Annotated in this window: 12 protein-coding genes and 1 pseudogene; 5 read left to right on the forward strand and 8 right to left on the reverse strand. The window is 60.6% G+C overall.

The window, feature by feature from the left end:
* Positions 1–369: 369 nt before the first annotated feature.
* A pseudogene (locus tag ABRP66_RS11680) lies at positions 370–990 on the forward strand (DUF1648 domain-containing protein); the annotation flags it as partial.
* A 253-nt stretch (positions 991–1,243) separates the two neighbouring features.
* On the opposite strand, the gene ABRP66_RS00270 reads toward ABRP66_RS11680, so the two are convergent.
* From ABRP66_RS00270 to prpD, 4 genes are all read right to left on the reverse strand, one after another.
* Positions 1,244–4,675 carry a pyruvate carboxylase gene (locus tag ABRP66_RS00270; protein WP_284781849.1) on the reverse strand — a complete coding sequence of 1,144 codons (3,432 nt, stop codon included), beginning with the start codon at positions 4,673–4,675 and terminating at the stop codon, positions 1,244–1,246.
* 545 nt (positions 4,676–5,220) lie between these two features.
* Positions 5,221–6,381 (reverse strand): bifunctional 2-methylcitrate synthase/citrate synthase, encoded by a 1,161-nt coding sequence (locus ABRP66_RS00275; RefSeq protein WP_284796211.1) that lies wholly within the window; start codon positions 6,379–6,381, stop codon positions 5,221–5,223.
* Between the two features lie 13 nt (positions 6,382–6,394).
* Complete coding sequence (gene prpB / locus ABRP66_RS00280; RefSeq protein WP_284770104.1) at positions 6,395–7,327, reverse strand: methylisocitrate lyase; 933 nt, start codon at positions 7,325–7,327, stop codon at positions 6,395–6,397.
* On the reverse strand, positions 7,327–8,838 hold the full coding sequence (prpD, locus tag ABRP66_RS00285) for a 2-methylcitrate dehydratase PrpD (protein ID WP_284781851.1): 1,512 nt from the start codon (positions 8,836–8,838) through the stop codon (positions 7,327–7,329). Before prpD ends, prpB begins: the two co-directional genes overlap by 1 nt.
* A 165-nt stretch (positions 8,839–9,003) precedes the next feature.
* Here prpD and ABRP66_RS00290 point away from each other — a divergent pair, with 165 nt between their 5' ends.
* On the forward strand, positions 9,004–10,317 hold the full coding sequence (locus tag ABRP66_RS00290; protein WP_349838155.1) for a short-chain fatty acyl-CoA regulator family protein: 1,314 nt from the start codon (positions 9,004–9,006) through the stop codon (positions 10,315–10,317).
* 9 nt (positions 10,318–10,326) lie between these two features.
* Here ABRP66_RS00290 and ABRP66_RS00295 read toward each other — a convergent pair whose 3' ends face one another.
* The 4 genes from ABRP66_RS00295 to upp form a co-directional block, all read right to left on the reverse strand.
* Positions 10,327–11,754 (reverse strand): NAD(P)H-quinone dehydrogenase, encoded by a 1,428-nt coding sequence (locus ABRP66_RS00295; protein ID WP_005281545.1) that lies wholly within the window; start codon positions 11,752–11,754, stop codon positions 10,327–10,329.
* A 70-nt stretch (positions 11,755–11,824) separates the two neighbouring features.
* Positions 11,825–13,015: a M20 family metallopeptidase gene (locus tag ABRP66_RS00300; protein ID WP_284781961.1), complete on the reverse strand. Its 1,191-nt coding sequence runs from the start codon at positions 13,013–13,015 to the stop codon at positions 11,825–11,827.
* A 78-nt stretch (positions 13,016–13,093) separates the two neighbouring features.
* Positions 13,094–13,456: a helix-turn-helix domain-containing protein gene (locus ABRP66_RS00305; protein WP_284781855.1), complete on the reverse strand. Its 363-nt coding sequence runs from the start codon at positions 13,454–13,456 to the stop codon at positions 13,094–13,096.
* Positions 13,457–13,512: 56 nt separating this feature from the next.
* Positions 13,513–14,148 (reverse strand): uracil phosphoribosyltransferase, encoded by a 636-nt coding sequence (upp, locus tag ABRP66_RS00310; protein WP_284770107.1) that lies wholly within the window; start codon positions 14,146–14,148, stop codon positions 13,513–13,515.
* A 57-nt stretch (positions 14,149–14,205) separates the two neighbouring features.
* On the opposite strand from upp, the gene ABRP66_RS00315 reads away from it, so the two are divergent.
* From ABRP66_RS00315 to ABRP66_RS00325, 3 genes are read left to right on the forward strand one after another with little or no spacing between them, the layout of a single operon-like run.
* The gene (locus ABRP66_RS00315; protein WP_284849866.1) at positions 14,206–14,484 is read left to right on the forward strand and encodes a chemotaxis protein; all 279 of its coding nucleotides are present in this window, start codon (positions 14,206–14,208) and stop codon (positions 14,482–14,484) included.
* Positions 14,485–15,393: a C40 family peptidase gene (locus tag ABRP66_RS00320; RefSeq protein ID WP_284849865.1), complete on the forward strand. Its 909-nt coding sequence runs from the start codon at positions 14,485–14,487 to the stop codon at positions 15,391–15,393.
* A 54-nt stretch (positions 15,394–15,447) separates the two neighbouring features.
* Positions 15,448–16,686 carry a SatS C-terminal domain-containing protein gene (locus ABRP66_RS00325; protein WP_284864446.1) on the forward strand — a complete coding sequence of 413 codons (1,239 nt, stop codon included), beginning with the start codon at positions 15,448–15,450 and terminating at the stop codon, positions 16,684–16,686.
* Positions 16,687–16,749: the final 63 nt, after the last annotated feature.

Genomic DNA, 16,749 nt, shown 5'->3' on the forward strand with positions numbered 1-16,749 from the left:
ACAGCCCCCTCCCTGGCCTCACCTGGCACACCGCTCGGAGTGCGCGTGCCCAAGGCTTATCTTTCTGATCCTGCGGTTACCTCCGCCCTCGCCGGATTCAAGATACGCACGTGGAGCTGCGGCATCGTGGCAACGGCCATGTCCCTCTTTGCCTGGAAACTGCCGTTATTAGCCGCACTACCTTCCCTCGTGGTGGCGCTCGGTGGCATGTGGGCTTATGCGTCCCAACGCCGCCGTATCATCGCGGCTAAAAAGGCGGGCGGCTGGTTCGACGAGATTGAAACCAGCATCGCTGCCCGTGTTTCCACCACAGCCATTGATGCGCCCGAATTTCGCGGCATCCCTACCCCGACCTTTCCGTGGGTAACCATGCTCTCTTCCCTGCTGTGCATCGCGGCCGGTGCCATCATCGTCGCTTCCCACTGGTCCGCCATTCCGGACCCCGTTCCCGTGCACTGGAATGAATCCATGGAGGCCGACAATTGGAGCGACAAATCAATTGGGAGCGTATTTTTCTCCTCATTCGTCGCTTTAGCATTGCTGGGCCTATTTGCCATTATCTGCTCTTTTATCGCGCATAGTGAGGTGTCCCCACGCTCTGAGCGCAGCATTAAAGCGCGGCTGCGTAACGAAGCAAACCTCGCCCTGACGAACACCGGCATGGGAGTCCTCACCCTGCTCATCAGCGCCGGGATGGCGCTGATGCAGGTAACCGGCCCTATCCCGCATTATCAACGCTTCAACGGCGCCGCGATCACCACAATGCTGATTCTCACCATTGGTGGCAGCATCGGTCTAGTTGTATTTCTTCTCTACAAGCAATCCCGGTTATCCGAACAATTGCGCGGTATTCACTTCGCTGATGAAGACACAGAATCACCGGACAATGACCACCTCTATAAATGGGGAGTAATATATTACAACCCGGATGATCCGGCGGTACTGGTAGATAAGCGCTTCGGTACGGGAATGTCATTTAATTATGCCCGGTGGCAGGCCAAAGTCTTTTTCGGCCTCGTGGTACTCATCTTGGTCGGCTCGTTAGCATTGCCCGTCATCCTTGGTTAAGGCGAGCCTCCGCCATCCTCGCGAATCAACGATTTCGTCCATCTAGAGCAAGGATTTCGTCGACGGTTGCGGTCATTTGGATGGACGAAATCGTTGATTTTTAGCACAGCTAGACACCAAAGCGCCCCGCTGCCTCGAGATAAATCGAGGGAAGCGGGGCGCTTGAGTGTGCAGACTAGTTGATTACGGCAATGAGGTCGCCGCCTTCCACCTTGGTGGCCTGGCCAATGGCCACGCGGTCCACCACACCATCCTTGGTGGCGGAAATGGAGGCTTCCATCTTCATGGCCTCGATGACCGCGATTTGGTCGCCGGCCTTGACCTCGTCGCCTGGCTCTGCCGTGGGGTTGACCACACCGGCGAACGGGGCCGCTACGTGGCCGTCGTTGGACGGGTCCGCCTTCTCCACCGTAGCCACGGTGGACTCGGCGTTTTCATCGCGCACCTTCATCGGGCGGATTTGGCCGTTGACGTTGAGCACGACATTGCGCATCCCCTTCTCATCCGGCTCACCCACAGCATCGAGGCGCACCACGATCTGCTTAAGGTCGGAGCGATCGGTGGAATCTTCTGGGAAGAAGTGCACCACCTTTTCTTCGCCTTCGGTCAGGCCGTAGAAGAAGGTCGTATCCGTCAGCGCCTCGGTATTGCCGTACTTGCGGCGGAACTCGTTGAATTCCTCGAACTGCTTGGGGAAAAGCAGGCGGTTCAGGCTCGCACGACGCTCATCCGAGTTGTCCGATTCCAAGTGCGGCTGCTCTTCTGCTGGGACATCGGTAATCTGCGCACCGGTTTCGGCGCGGCCATCGAGAACCTTATCGCGCAGTTCCGGCCAGCCACCCGGAGGGGTACCCAGCTGGCCGCGGAGGAATTGATCCACGGAATCCGGGATATCGTACTTCGTCGGGTTGGCTGCGAAGTCTTCCGGAGAAACGCCGGTGCCCACGAGGTGGAGCGCCAAGTCACCCACCACCTTGGAGGACGGGGTGACCTTGGTGGGGCGACCCAGCATCTCGTTGACGGCGGCGTAGTTATCCTCGATGATCTCGAAGCGATCCGCGAGGCCCAAAGCCACAGCCTGCGCGCGCAGGTTCGACAGCTGACCACCCGGAATCTCGTGCTTGTACACGCGGCCGGTCGGGCCAGGAATACCGTTTTCAAACGGGGCGTACAGCTGGCGCACGGCCTCCCAGTACGGCTCCAAGTCCGAGACCGCTTGCAGGTCGATTCCAGTATCGCGCTTGGAGTTGGCGAACGCGGCGATGAGCGCGGAAAGCGAAGGCTGCGACGTGGTGCCAGCCAGCGGCGCCGAGGCGCCATCGACAATATCGGCACCGGCGCGCGCCGCCGCGAAGTAGGTAGCGATCTGTCCACCGGCGGTATCGTGCGTGTGGACGTGGACCGGCAGGTCGAATTCCTTGCGCAGCGCCGTGACCAGGGTGTGCGCGGCCTCTGGGCGCAACAGTCCCGCCATGTCCTTAACGGCCAGGATGTGCGCGCCGGATTCTACGATCTGCTCGGCGAGCTTCAAGTAGTAATCCAAGGTGTAGAGGTCTTCCTTCGGCGAAGAAAGGTCACCGGAATACGCCATGGCCACCTCGGCCACGGTGGTATTCGTCTCGAGCACGGCGTCGATGGCGGGGCGCATCTGGGAGACATCGTTAAGTGCATCGAAAATGCGGAAGACATCCACACCAGACTTGGCTGCTTCCTGCACGAAGGAGCGGCAGACCGAATCCGGGTACGGGGTATAACCCACGGTATTGCGCCCGCGCAGGAGCATCTGGATGTTCTGGTTCGGCATGGCCTCGCGCAGCAGATCCAGGCGCACCCAGGGATCCTCGTGGAGGAAGCGCATGGCCACATCGTAGGTAGCACCGCCCCACGCCTCCACCGAGAAGAGGTCTGGGGTCAGGCGCGCCACGGCCTCTGCCGCAGACACCAAGGCGGTGCTGCGCACACGGGTAGCAAGCAGGGACTGGTGGGCATCGCGGAACGTCGTATCCGTGACCATCAAAGGCTCTTGAGCGCGAATCTTTTCCGCGTACTTCTGCGGCCCCAGCTCCAAGAGGTCATCGCGGGAACCGCGCGGGAGCGGCTCTTCCGCATTGAACTTCGGCAGCTTATCAAACGGGCGCAACGCGGTGGGCCTATCACCATTGGGCTTATTCACGGTGATATCCGCGATGTAGTCCAGGATACGTCCGGACTCATCTACCGCCGGTGGGGCCTTGAGCAGATCTGGGTGCTCGGTAATGAATCCGGTATCGACGCGGGTGTTGACGAAGTCGGACTCATTGAGCAATGCGCGCAGGAAGCCAATATTGGTGGCCACGCCGGAGACGTGGAACTCGTTCAGCGCGCGGCGAGCGCGGTGCACAGCCTGCTCGAAGGTGGTGCCGCGGCAGGTCATCTTCACCAACAGGGAGTCGAAGTTGGGCGATACCTCAGCGCCCACGGAGGTCGCACCATCCAGGCGCACACCAGCGCCGCCCGGCGAGCGGTACGCGGTCAACGTACCCGTATCTGGGCGGAAGCCGTTATTCGGGTCTTCGGTAGTAATGCGGCACTGCAATGCAGAGCCGGTAATGGTGATATTTTCTTGCGACAGGTTGATGTCTTCCAAGGAAGCCCCGGCGGCGATATTCATCTGCGCCTTGACGATGTCCACACCGGTAACCTCCTCAGTCACCGTGTGCTCCACCTGCACGCGGGGGTTCATCTCAATGAAGACGTGGTTGCCGCGCTCGTCTACGAGGAACTCCACCGTGCCGGCACCCTCATAGTTGATGTGCTCGCAGAAGTTCACGGCATCCTGGCAGATGCGATCGCGCAGCTCCGGATCCAGCGATGGCGCCGGAGCGATTTCCACGACCTTCTGGTGGCGGCGCTGCACGGAGCAATCGCGCTCAAAAAGGTGGATGACATTGCCCTGAGAGTCCGCGAGCACCTGCACCTCAATGTGTTGCGGATTAATCACCGCGGTCTCGAGGTACACGCTGCCATCGCCAAACGCCGCCTCGGCCTCGCGTGAGGCTTCTGCCGCCCGTTCGCGCAGCTCAGATTCCGATTCCACGTAGCGCATACCGCGCCCGCCACCGCCAGAGACGGCCTTGACAAAGACTGGGAAGCTGAAGTCACCGGCGTCTGCCACCAGCTTATCGATGTCCGTGGTCGGCTCCGAGTCCTGCAGCGTCGGCAGCCCTGCTTCCTTCGCGGCGTTAACCGCAGCGGATTTATCACCGGTGAGATCCAGCGTGCCCGGGGTAGGACCAATGAACTTAATGCCATTGTCCTCGCAGGCGCGGGCCAAATCGGCGCGCTCGGACAAGAAGCCGTAACCCGGATAGATAGCATCCGCCTCAGACTTCTTGGCAGCGCGGATGATTTCCTCGATATCGAGGTATGCCTTGACGGGCTGTCCCTCGTCACCAATGCGCACTGCCTCATCCGCAAAGGCGCGGTGGAAGGAGTTGCGATCTTCACGAGGATAGACGGCGACGGTCTTCGCCCCCGTTTCAAAGGCAGCGCGGAAGGCACGCACGGCGATTTCACCGCGGTTGGCTACCAAAATCTTGTCGAACGATGGAAGGGCGGAATTGGCCACTTGGGTGTTCCTTTCAACTTGGAAGACGCTGCGTTGCAACGTCCCCACTGGGGTGATCCGTCTCTCAGTTTAGAGATCAGAATAGTTTTTATCATCCCTTTTTTAAAACGGAGTTTTCTACACTCACCTGCAACTTAAACCCCGCCTAGGCGATTTCTGCCAGCCAACCAGTAATAACAGTCCTAACAATTCTGCAAAGTCTGCAAATTTCCATCTGGCAAATTTTTCGCAGTCGGTGTCGCAGTCGCAGCCGTAGTCGGTACCGGAGTCGTAGGCGAAACCGATGCCGCAGCTGCAGCCATATCTGCTGCCGCAGCCGCTACATGTGCATCCTCCTATGCAATATCTGAGGCGAAAATGCGACATCTAAGGGCGCGGTTTGCTCAGTTATACCGTAGGAGGATGCACATTTGACGCAGATGTATGCGGATATACCGCAGGAGGGATGCACAAATGCTCCCCACGCAAGCGTGGGGAGCATCTACGTTCCACTTACCCGGGTTACACGGTCCGCCGCGGGACGAACCGCGCGGGAAGCCAAGTGTTTAGAAGGACTTCGGCGGAACGGAGCGCTGGTCTTCGCCGACGTAGGCGGACAGCGGGCGAATCAGCGAGTTGTTTTCGTTTTGCTCCACGATGTGTGCGGTCCAGCCGGTGATGCGGGCCATGACGAAGATCGGGGTGAAGAACTGAATATCGAACCCGAGGATGTGGTAAGCAGGGCCGGCCGGGAAGTCCAGGTTCGGCTTGATCTTGATCGAGGTGTTTTCCTCCATGGTCTTGGCCATGATGTCGTACATCTCGATCCACTTGGTCTGGTCGTGCTGCTCGGCAAGCTCCTTGAAGGCGGCCTCCATGGTGGGAACGCGGGAGTCGCCATTCTTGTACACGCGGTGACCAAAGCCCATGACCAGGTCCTTATTAGCCAGCTTGTTCTTGGTCCACTCCTCTGCCTTGGCAGGATCGTCTACCTCGAGGAAGTTCTTCATGACGGCCTCGTTGGCGCCGCCGTGCAGCGGTCCCTTGAGCGCGCCGATGGCGGCAACGATGGCGGAGTAGGTATCAGACATCGTGGAGGTAACCACGCGTGCCGAGAAGGTGGAGGCATTGAAGGAGTGCTCGGCGTAAAGGATGAGGGACTTATCAAAGGCCTCGATATCGGCGCGATTTACCGCTGGGGAGCCTTCTTCATCGCCGAAGACCATCCACAGGAAGTTTTCGGCAAAGCCCTTCTTACGGGAAGGCTCGATGTAGCCTTCACCGCGGCGGCGACGGATGTCGAGCGCGATGATGGTGGGGATCTTCGCCATGAGTTCGAGCGCGGTACGGCGGACGTGCTCGGAGTCCCTGGTGTATTCCTCCGCGTCCTGGGCCCCGATGAAGGAAATCGCCGTGCGCAGCACGTCCATGGGGTGGCAGCTTTGTGGCATGGACATGATGAGGTCAATGAGATGGCGGTCCAGGTGACGCAATGCCTTTTCACGCGCGGAGAAACGGATGAGGGATTCTTGGCCCGGCAGCTTGCCATTCCACAAGAGGTACGCAACCTCTTCGAAGGAGCAGTAGCGGGCCAGTTCTTGGACCGGGTAGCCGCGGTAGGTCAAGGAGTTGGTCTCAGGAACGACCTTGGAAACGGCAGTTTCATCAACGACGACGCCGTAGAGGCCTTTGCGGATTTCTGGGGTTTCGTTTTTCTTATCGGACATGGTCACTGGCTCCTTAGCTTTCAAAAGTGGGTTGATAGTTGTCTTTGGAATAGGTGAATACGGACTGGTCGAACTCGTTGTATTCCTGGTAGCGGACCAGCTCATACAGGCGGGAGCGGTGCTGCATGCGCTCTAGCCACTCAGTCTGGATGCCGGTTTCCTGCAAGTCGCGCAGGAATTCTTCGGTAGCGCCCATGGCCACGCGGAAGCTGGAGACTGGCCAGATCACAGCGTTGTATCCCAAACCGTCGAGGGTTTTCGCTGATTGCAGCTCGGTTTTTCCAAACTCCGTCATATTCGCCAAAAGCGGTGTATCCACGGCGGCGCGGAACTTTTCAAAGTCCGCGGGGGAATACAGCGCCTCGGTGAAGATGAGGTCCGCGCCGGCTTCGGCATAGGCCTTGGCGCGGTCGATGGCGTCATCGATGCCATTGACACCGGCGGCATCGGTACGGGCGCAGATGATGAAATTAGGATCGCGACGCTCGTTGACGGCTGCGCTGATGCGGCGGACCATAACCTCCTTGTCCACCACTTCCTTGCCGTCGAGGTGCCCGCAACGCTTCGGGTTGACCTGGTCTTCTAGGTGGCAGCCGGCCAGCCCGGCATCCTCGAGCGCGGCGACGGTGCGGGCGGCGGACATGGGTTCGCCGAAGCCGGTATCGGCATCGACAAGCACGGGCAAGTCCGTAGCGCGCGCAATCTGCCCGGCGCGCTGGGCCACCTCGGTCAAGGTGGTCAGGCCAATATCGGGCAACCCCAAATCATTGGCCAACACCGCGCCGGATACGTAGACGCCGTCGAAGCCGCCGATGTCCTGGATAAGCCGGGCGGTCAGCGGGTTAAACGCGCCCGGCAGCGTGGTGATCGATCCGGATTCGATGGATTTACGGAAATTCGCGCGCTTTTCTGCGTTGCTGATTGTAGAACCAAATAGTCCAGCCATTAGAAGATTCCCTCCGGTTTCTCGGGCGCGGTGGCGAGGTGCTCATCGCTGACCCGCACGTTGAGTTCGGTTAGATCGGTGAGGTTTTCTAGGTCTTGCACGGCGGTGAGGAAGCGCTCTTGCTCGGCCTCGTCGACGACGCCATCGGCAAGCTTTTTGAACTTGGCGATGTACTGCTCGCGGGCGAAGGGGCGGGCGCCCAGCGGGTGGGCGTCCGCCACGGCGCGCTCATCCTCGATGACGGTGCCGTCCTTGAAGGTGATAACGGCCTTGCCGCCGAAAGCCTTTTCCTCAAGGTCGTTGGAGTGATAGCGGCGCGTCCACTCGGGATCCTCGACGGTGGAGATCTTCTGCCACAGCTCGATGGTCTCCGGGCGGTTGGAGCGCTCAGGGGAATAGGAGGTTTCGTGGTCCCAAACGCCATCCTCTAGCGCGACCGCGAAGATGTACATCACAGAGTGGTCCAGCGTTTCGCGGGAGGCGGATGGATCCATCTTTTGCGGATCGTTCGCTCCGGTACCGATGACGTAGTGGGTGTGGTGGGAGGTGTGCAGCACGATGGACTCGATATCCGCCGTCTTCAGTCCCTTATCCTCCAGCGTCTTTTTCAGCGCAAAGGCCATGTCGATGGGAGCCTGCGCCTGGTATTCCGCGGAGTGTTCCTTGGTGTAGGTATCCAGGATGGCGGTCTTGGCCTCACCGTTTTCTGGCAGGGGCACGGTGTAGGTGCGCTCTGGCGAATGCAGCATCCAGGCGATGAACCCGTCCTCGCCCTCCCAGATAGGTGCCGGGGCGCCTTCGCCGCGCATGGTGCGGTCAACGGCCTCGATGGCCATCTTGCCCGCGAAGGCTGGAGCGTAGGCCTTCCACGAGGAAATCAGGCCCTTGCGGGACTGACGGGTTGCCGTGGTGGTGTGCAGCGCCTGGCCGACTGCCTGGTAAATCGTGACCTTATCCAGGCCCAACATCGTGCCAAGCCCTGCGGCTACCGATGGCCCCAAGTGCGCCACGTGGTCGATCTTGTGCTCGTGCAGGCATATGCCTTTGACCAGGTTGACCTGGATTTCGTAGCCGGTCGCGATGCCGCGGATAAGATCGCGGCCGCTCAGCCCCTTGTGCTGCGCTGCGGCAAGAAGCGGCGGAATATTGTCTCCGGGGTGGGAATATTCGGCGGCGAGGAAGGTGTCGTGATAGTCCAACTCGCGGACCGCGGTGCCATTGGCCAGTGCGGCCCACTCCGCGGAATACGTGCCATCGATGCCGAAAATGGTGGAACCGCCCTTGTCCACGGGGTGGGCTTCTGCCATCACTCGCGCAGACGTGACGGGGCCACGGGCAACGGAGGCCATAGCTACGGCGGCGTTGTCGATGATGCGGTTGATGATCATCTCGGTGGTTTCTTCCGGGACTTCTACGGGGTCCGCGGCCACCTCGGCCACCTTGTACGCCAGGTGCTCCTCGTACGGGAAGTCCTCGGCGGATTTATGAGTGCGTACCTCATGGTTTTTCACTAGTTGCGTCCTCCTTCATCAAGAATGCGTTGCACATCACAGTAAATGCTTGCATGTGGTGCACGCTATAGGTAACGTTTGTGGAAATTAGCGGACTTCTTTTGTGAAATCTGCAAAACTTGTGATTTTCACAGCGCATGGGCAGTAAAGGAAGGGCGAGGACGCATGACCAAGCACTATGCGGGGGCACGGATTCACGCTTTGCGCAAGCAACGCGGTCTCACCCAGGTGGCGATGGCGAAGAAGTTGGGGTTATCCACGAGCTACCTCAACCAGTTGGAAAACGACCAGCGCCCGCTGACCGTGACCGTGTTAATGCAGCTAGCCCAACGCTTTACCGTGGACCCCAGCTACTTCGCCGAAGACCGCGATATCCATACGATTACCGAGCTCCGCCACATCTTCCCCGATGCCTCTGAAGAAACGCTTTCGGATCTCGCCTCCCGCTTTCCCGAGTTGATGCCGCGGTTTGTTGACGTTGCTTCGCGCGCCCCTGCCGCGGACCCCTCCCCCTTTGAAGTGGTGCGCGACTTCTTTTATGACGCGCATAACTACATCCACGAGCTCGATGTGCTCGCAGAAGAACTCGCCGGCCAGTTGGGCGATCGCGTCCTGCGCCGCGGCCGACTGGCCTCCCGCATGCACGAAGACCTGGGTGTTACCGTGCGCTTTTCCCGGCCCGGCCCCCGGCGTAGCTTCGACCCGGATACGCGCGAACTCTCGCTACGCGATGGGCTATCTGAGGCCCAATTGGTCTTTGAAATGGCCCTGCAATACTGCCTGCTGGCCTACGGCGATATCTGTGACAACCTCGTGTCTGAACTGCCCGAAGGCGAATCCCAGGACTTGGCCACCCTGGGCCTTGCGCAGTATTTCGCAGCGGCTGTCACCATGCCCTACCAGCGCTTTCTCACAATGGCAGAAGATACCCGCTACGATATCGATCTGCTGTGCAACTACTTTGGAACCGGGTTTGAAACAACGGCGCAGCGCCTCGCCACGCTCCAGCGCCCAGGGCTGAAGGGCGTGCCCTTTTCCTTCATCCGCACCGACCGTGCGGGCAATATTTCCAAGCGGAAGTCCTCTACTGCCTTTCACTTCGCGCGCTCTGGCGGATCCTGCCCCCTGTGGGTGGTCCACCGCGCCTTTGAAACCCCGAACCGCATTACCCGGCAGGTCGCGGCCATGCCGGATGGCCACGCCTACCTGTGGATCGGGCGTTTCGTGCAGGGAACGGCCAAGTCTTGGGGTACGCCGCGCAAGGAATTCGCGGTAGGCCTAGGCTGCGATATCACCCAGGCGGATCGCATCGTCTATGCCGATGCCCTGAACCTGGACATGTCCGCCGCCACCCCGATTGGCCCAGGCTGCACGGCCTGCCCCCGCGAGTTCTGTCCGCAACGCGCCCTGCCGGAGGCAGATAGACCGATCAAAGTCGAGCTCAACCGCACTGCGGAACAGGCCTACTCCACGTTCTAGGAACGAGGTTTACTCCAAGTCATCGTGGGCCACCAAGCGGCGGGCGGCCTCGGTGATGGTGCCGGACAGCGATGGGTAGACCGCGAAAGAATCTGCCAACTGGTTCACCGTGAGCTGGTTGGTCACCGCCATTGCAATGGGCAGGATGAGCTCGGAGGCGGTCGGCGCGACGATGACGCCACCGATCACGCGGCCGGAGGTAGCGCGGCAGAATAGCTTGACGAAACCGTGCTGCAGCGAGCGCATCTTCGCGCGCGGGTTGGTATTCAGCGGCATAGTAATGGCGCGGGCGGCGACCTCACCGGCCTCGATTTCGGCCTGGGTAAAGCCCACCGCCGCGATCTCCGGGCGGGTAAAGACCGCGTTAGCCACGGTCTTCAGGCGCAGCGGCGAGACGCCTTCACCGAGCGCGTGGTACATCGCCACACGGCCCTGCATTGCGGCCACGGAGGCAAGCGGGAAGAGATCGGAGCAGTCACCGGCGGCGTAGATGCCGGCAATATTGGTGCGCGAGACGCGGTCTACCTGGATGTGCCCAGACTTCGCGGTCTCCACGCCCACATTTTCCAGCTTCAAATCCTTGGTATTCGGGACGGAACCAATGGACATAATGACGTGCGAGCCGTGGATCTCGCGGCCATCCTGCGTGGTGACCAGCACGTTGCCGTCCTCGGTGCGGTTAACGGTTTCCACGCGGCAGTTCTTTTCCAGCTCCACGCCGCGCTCGCTCAGCACGGTTTCGAGGACGTCGGCGGCATCGGCATCATCGTGCGGCAAAATGCGATCGCGCGAGGCCACCATCGTGACCTTGACACCCAGCTCGGCAAAGGCGGATACGAACTCCGCACCGGTGACACCGGAACCCACCACAATCAGGTGCTCCGGCAGCTCGGTGAGGTTATAAACTTGCTGCCAGGTCAGGATGCGCTCGCCATCCGGCTGGGCGCCGGGCAAAATACGCGGGGTGGCGCCGGTAGCCACCAAAACGAGGTCTGCATCCAGCGTCTCCTCGTGGCCGTCCTCATTGAAAACCGCGGTGACCTTGTGCCCACCAAACGCATCGGCCTGCTGATCCTCCGGGAAGTGCGCGCGGCCATCGATAACGCGGGCACCCAGGGAATCCATGGTATTGCGGATATCACCGGATTGCTTAGCCGCCAAGTCCTGCACGCGCTGGTTCAGCGCGCTGATGGAAAGCTGCGCCTTGCCGATGCCCTCGTTCAGCTCCATGTCATCCGCGCGGCGCAAGTCCGTTTTAATATTAGCGCCGGCAATAAAAGACTTGGAGGGAACACAGTCCAAGACCACGCTATTGCCGCCCATGCCTTGGTCTTCGATGATGGTGATTTCCGCGCCGTACTTGGCGCCAGCCAGCGCTGCCTCGTAGCCCGCCGGGCCACCGCCGATGATGACAATTCGCTTGGTCTGGTTCAACACGCAATTGCTCCTTTATAGGCTCCACTTTTAAAGTCGCCTACGAGTCTAACCCGTAGGTAACCCCAGCGCGTTAGTCCGCCTGCGCATTCTCCCCCATAAATTGCTCGACGACGGCCCCGAAAAGCTTAATGCCCACACCAATCGCCCGCTCATCCACGATGAGATCGCCCATGTGCAGATCGTGCTGCTCCCCCTCACCGGACCAGCAACCAAGGCGCGCCATGGAACCGGGCACCTTTTCCAAATACCAGGAAAAGTCCTCCCCGCCGGAAGACTGCGGGGCCTGAACCACGGCTTGCGGGTCGATGGACTGTGCGGCAGACGCGAGCATGGCGGTCGCCACGTCATCGTTAAGCACCGGCGGCACGCCGCGGTTATAGGACAATTCGTGTTCTACCCCCACCGGCGCGAGGATCTGCTCCACCAACTCCGCGAAGAGTTCCTGCATCTGGCGCCAGATGGTGATATCGGCGGTGCGCATCGTGCCGGTCAGCAGACCGGTTTCCGGAATAGCGTTGGGGGCGTAGCCCGAATTGACCTGGCCAAAGACCAGGACCGTGCCGGTGCGCGGATCAACCCGGCGCGACAGCAGCGCCGGCAGCTCTGTAATAACCTTGCCCAGCGCATAGACCACATCCGCGGAAAGGTGCGGGCGCGAGGTATGCCCGCCCGGGCCTTTAATCTTGAGCTCCACCACGTCCGTTGCGGAGGTTATGGCCCCGGCGCGGATGCCAATGCGCCCCACGCGCAGCTTCGGCTCGGCGTGGATGGCGAAGATGGAATGCACGCCTTCTAACGCACCCCAAGAAATAACGTCGGTGGCCCCGCCGACCCACACTTCTTCCGCCGGCTGGAAGATGACGCGAACGCCCAGCTTTAGCTCATTAACCCGCTGAAAATCCGCCAGCGCGCAGGCCAGGCCGAGCGCCACGGTGGTATGTACGTCGTGGCCGCACGCGTGCATGGTCCCGGGCTTCTCAGAGGTAAACTCCAGCCCGGTCACCTCCGTGATGGGCAGGGCATCGATATCGGCGCGGAAGGCCAGGCGGCCAAGCTCCGTGTCTGGGCCGATGTCCACCATGAGACCAGTGTGCGGGAAGCGCTGCGGCTCGAGCCCATAATCCGCAAGGATATTCGCGATATAATTGGTGGTTTCCACCTCTTGGTTCGCCGTTTCCGGATTGCGGTGGATATGGCGCCGCCACGCGATGACCTCCGCACGGTGAGCATCGAACCACTCGTTAATAAACTCCGAGATCACGCGCACGCCTCCCTGTTGCTGGACTATCTCTTGGAGGCAGTCTACAACTAGACCATGCGGTTCAGTAAGTCAGGGTAGTTAGCCCCGCGCATCACTAAAGCGCCGCTGGTTGATGTAGTCCTGCGGAAAGGGCGCCACGTCTTCTACCCCGAGCACCGCGGAATCCGCTAAGTGGCCCTCCACCACGTCCCCACCGGCCGGCAAGAGGACCGCCGGCGGGATTTCTAAGGCCAACGCCAGCTTGTACACCGTGGATAATTGCGGGTCCGCCATGGTGTGTATGCCATTTTCGTTGCGTTCCAAGTTGGAGATCTGGCTGCGCGATACCCCCGAAATATCCGCAAGCACTTGCTGGGATACCCCGCGCCGCTCGCGCACGCGGCGCAGTTGTTGCGAAAATCCGTAGCCGTAGCTCGACCACATTAGTTGAATAAAACTCACGATCTTTTTCCCCCTTTTTGAAAGCCACCTTCGGGCTTTCAGGGAGAAATACTAGCTTAAAGATCGATATTGCGCGGCCCGTAGAGGCGATCGCCAGCATCGCCAAGCCCCGGCACGATATAGGCATCCGCATTGAGCTCGGGGTCAATGGCGGCGGTGACGAGGCGGACGGGAAGGCCCGATTCCTCCAGCGCATCCACGCCATTTTGCGCCGAGACCATGCAGATAGCGGTGATATCGGTAGCGCCGCGGGCGGCCAGGAGGCGCAACGCGTGCAACAAGGAACCGCCGGTGGCCAGCATGGGATCAACGACGAAGACGGTGCGCCCAGTCAGGTCTTGCGGCAGCGCCTCCAAGTACGGCACGGGTTCGTGGGTTTCTTCATCGCGCGCCATACCAATGAAGCCAACCTGAGCATCAGGAATCATCGACAGGGCGGGATCCACCATGCCGAGCCCGGCGCGAATAATGGGCACGATGATGGGCGGATCCTGCAGGCGGGTGCCTTGTGCTGTGGCAACCGGGGTTTCGCAATCGAAGTTTTCTACCGCCAATTCGCGGGAGGCTTCATATACGAGCATGGTTCCCAAGTCATTGAGCGCGGCGCGAAAAGCGGAGTTATCGCTGCGCGCATCGCGCATCAGGGTCAGGCGGGAAGCGGCAAGCGGGTGGTCTACGACGTGGATATCCATGCCCACTACTTTAAACTTTTTGGGAACCACTTGGGCCATTGGCCAGTCCAATAGGGCATGAGACCATTTCAGATCGATACCGCCCACGCCCGCCATTTAGCCCGTGACCTGCATTCAAACGCGCAAGGAGACAACCCGCCCCACCCGGCATTGCCCGAAGATCCGGCTTTTACCGGGTTCAATGAGGCCGTTCATGCCGCCTTGGACAATATTGGGGCGCGGATGACCATGCTGCGCCGCGATATGGGCCATATTGCGCAGTCTTCCTTCCAGATGTCACGCGAGGCGGAAGACTCCGATGCGGCGTTGCGCGACTCCCTCGAGGCGGCGATTTAAGTGCTTGCTACTGCCATTAAGAATATTGCCGCGCTGCAGCCCTCGCCGCTTCCCGATGTCCAGCTTCCCCGCGTCCCAGATATCTCCGCCGTACCGCCACTTGCGGATATCGCGCACGGTGACGCCTCCCAACTTATCGCCGCCGCGGATCTCCTCACCGGCGATAACGAGACCGTCTCCGCCGTACTTGGCCAGGCGCGCAGCCTTATCGCAGCGGCCGCCGGCGATATCTTCGGCATCGGCACGCAGCTCATCCGCGCCGCTGCGCCCATCGCGATGGGACTTATCTCCCTCGACCCCGCCTCTCGCGCCGCAGCACTTGCCTCACTTCGCGCCGTGATAGATGAGCATATTGGCTTGGCGATGGTCCGGGTCAGCCGACTAAAAGACGAGCTCACCAATGCCACTGCGGCCCTTTTGCCTATCTCCCAGCGCCCGGTGGAATCCGCCGTGGGCCAGCCCCAGCAAGCCATGGCTGCCGCGGCGACGCACACGGCCGTGGCCCCTCCAGCAGAACTGGCCGCTGCTCCCACACCGAACCCGCCGGCGAGTACCGAAGCTGGATCGGACGCAGGCCGGGCGGCCGTTGCCGCGGCCAAGAGCCAATTGGGCCAACCTTATACCTGGGGCGGAACAGGCAACGGCGGCTTTGACTGCTCGGGGCTTACACAATGGGCCTATTCCCAGGCAGGGGTGGATATTCCGCGCACGGCGGACCAACAGGCCATCGGCAAGCAGGTCAGCGCCGATCAGCTCCAGCCCGGCGATCTGGTGGTTTGGGATGGCCATGTGGCGATGTATTCCGGCAATGGCGAGATCGTGGAGGCCGGCGACCCCGTGCAGACTAACCCGCTGCGGACGAATAATATGGGCATGCAATTTAAGGGCTTTTGGCGGCCGACTGCCTGACAAGCGCCCGGCAATTCCGCAGGGCCGCAGGGGCGTTGGGTATGCTAAAAGGTCATGAGTACCCGTGCGATTGTGCCTATTAAGCTCTCCCTGACTGAGGGCGATTTTTATACCCTCTGGGCGCCCAAGTGGCGCGAAGGCGGCTCCGAATGGCAAGCCTTTTTGGGCGACGATGACTCCGTCTTGGTCTTTGACTCCCCCGCTGAGCTGCTGTGCTACCTGGAGTCCAATGCCAAGCATGACCTGCTAGATCACCCGCAGTGGGAACAATTTGCCGCCCGCCCAGCGCACCGCGTTACCCCAGCCAAGCGCGATGAATACGATCTCATTGGCATGCCGGAAGCCCTCGCTGGCCGCCCCGGCCACGCCAATGTCGCAACCGTGGCGCGCAACCTCGAGGTGGCATCTGCGCTTGCCGATGTCGCCGCTGCCGAACAAACCACCATCTTCTTCGCCACCCACTCCATCCTGCGCAACGTCTCCCGCGGCGCCGATCACTACTCCGGTGAGCAGGGGCTGAATGAGTGGACCGGCGTCGGACGGGTCATCTTGACCAATTGGAAGAAGGTTATCGCGGATTTGGATAAAAGCGTCCGCGTCGTTCCTAGCGATGAATTCGATGCCTCCGCTATCTCCGAGGCCGAAACCCGCATCTCCGAGGCCGCGGACGCCGCCGACGCTGCCGCCAAGGAAGCTGAAGAAAAGCGTAAGGCCGCGGCGGAAGCCGCCGACCCTTATGACGAGTCCCCTTGGGCCGCCGCCGGAATCGACCCGATTAAAATCACCGCACAGTCCAAGTCCGTCTACACGCTGCGCACCTACTTGGACGGCAAGCCCATCTTCTTAGGCAAATGGGGCGAAATCTTTACCTTCGATTCCTCCAAGACGCTGGTGCGGTGGCTCATCGATAATGATGACCACGACTTGGCGCGCGTATCCACCTGGCAGGACGTTGTCACCGCCGCCAATGCCGGTGAACTCGAGGTCCAGGTCCACCCGGATAACCAGTATTCCTTTAATGGCATCGTGCGCGATATTGAAAAGGGACCGGAAGCGGTCGACTCCGACCAACTAGCCCGCTGCTACGAGGTCTGCGCCGATGCCGCGGACTGGGCCGGGGACGATTCCATTAACTCCTATATGCTGGCGAACCCACGCTTGCAGGACTACCTCGGCTACATGCTCGGTTCCACCGAGCACGCAGGCTACGTGCCGTCGAAGCCCTATAACGAGCATGCCGAGTCCTGGAAGGGTCTTGAGAACATGCTGATTAAGCGCTTCTCCCGCTTTTAAGTTTTTACTCTGCCCTGCGGTCTACCGGCTCTAGCTACGTCAGCTGCCGGGAGCCGCCGCTAA

This window comes from Corynebacterium sp. KPL2680 (genome assembly GCF_040225675.1).
Taxonomy (GTDB): domain Bacteria; phylum Actinomycetota; class Actinomycetes; order Mycobacteriales; family Mycobacteriaceae; genus Corynebacterium; species Corynebacterium rhinophilum.

What these genes read in the sequence shown, in the direction of transcription:
- ABRP66_RS00275 (WP_284796211.1), bottom strand. Translation starts at nt 6,381, where the DNA reads ATGTCCGATAAGAAAAACGAAACCCCAGAAATCCGCAAAGGCCTCTAC.
- prpB (WP_284770104.1), bottom strand. Translation starts at nt 7,327, where the DNA reads ATGGCTGGACTATTTGGTTCTACAATCAGCAACGCAGAAAAGCGCGCG.
- ABRP66_RS00290 (WP_349838155.1), top strand. Translation starts at nt 9,004, where the DNA reads ATGACCAAGCACTATGCGGGGGCACGGATTCACGCTTTGCGCAAGCAA.
- upp (WP_284770107.1), bottom strand. Translation starts at nt 14,148, where the DNA reads ATGGATATCCACGTCGTAGACCACCCGCTTGCCGCTTCCCGCCTGACC.
- ABRP66_RS00315 (WP_284849866.1), top strand. Translation starts at nt 14,206, where the DNA reads ATGAGACCATTTCAGATCGATACCGCCCACGCCCGCCATTTAGCCCGT.
- ABRP66_RS00325 (WP_284864446.1), top strand. Translation starts at nt 15,448, where the DNA reads ATGAGTACCCGTGCGATTGTGCCTATTAAGCTCTCCCTGACTGAGGGC.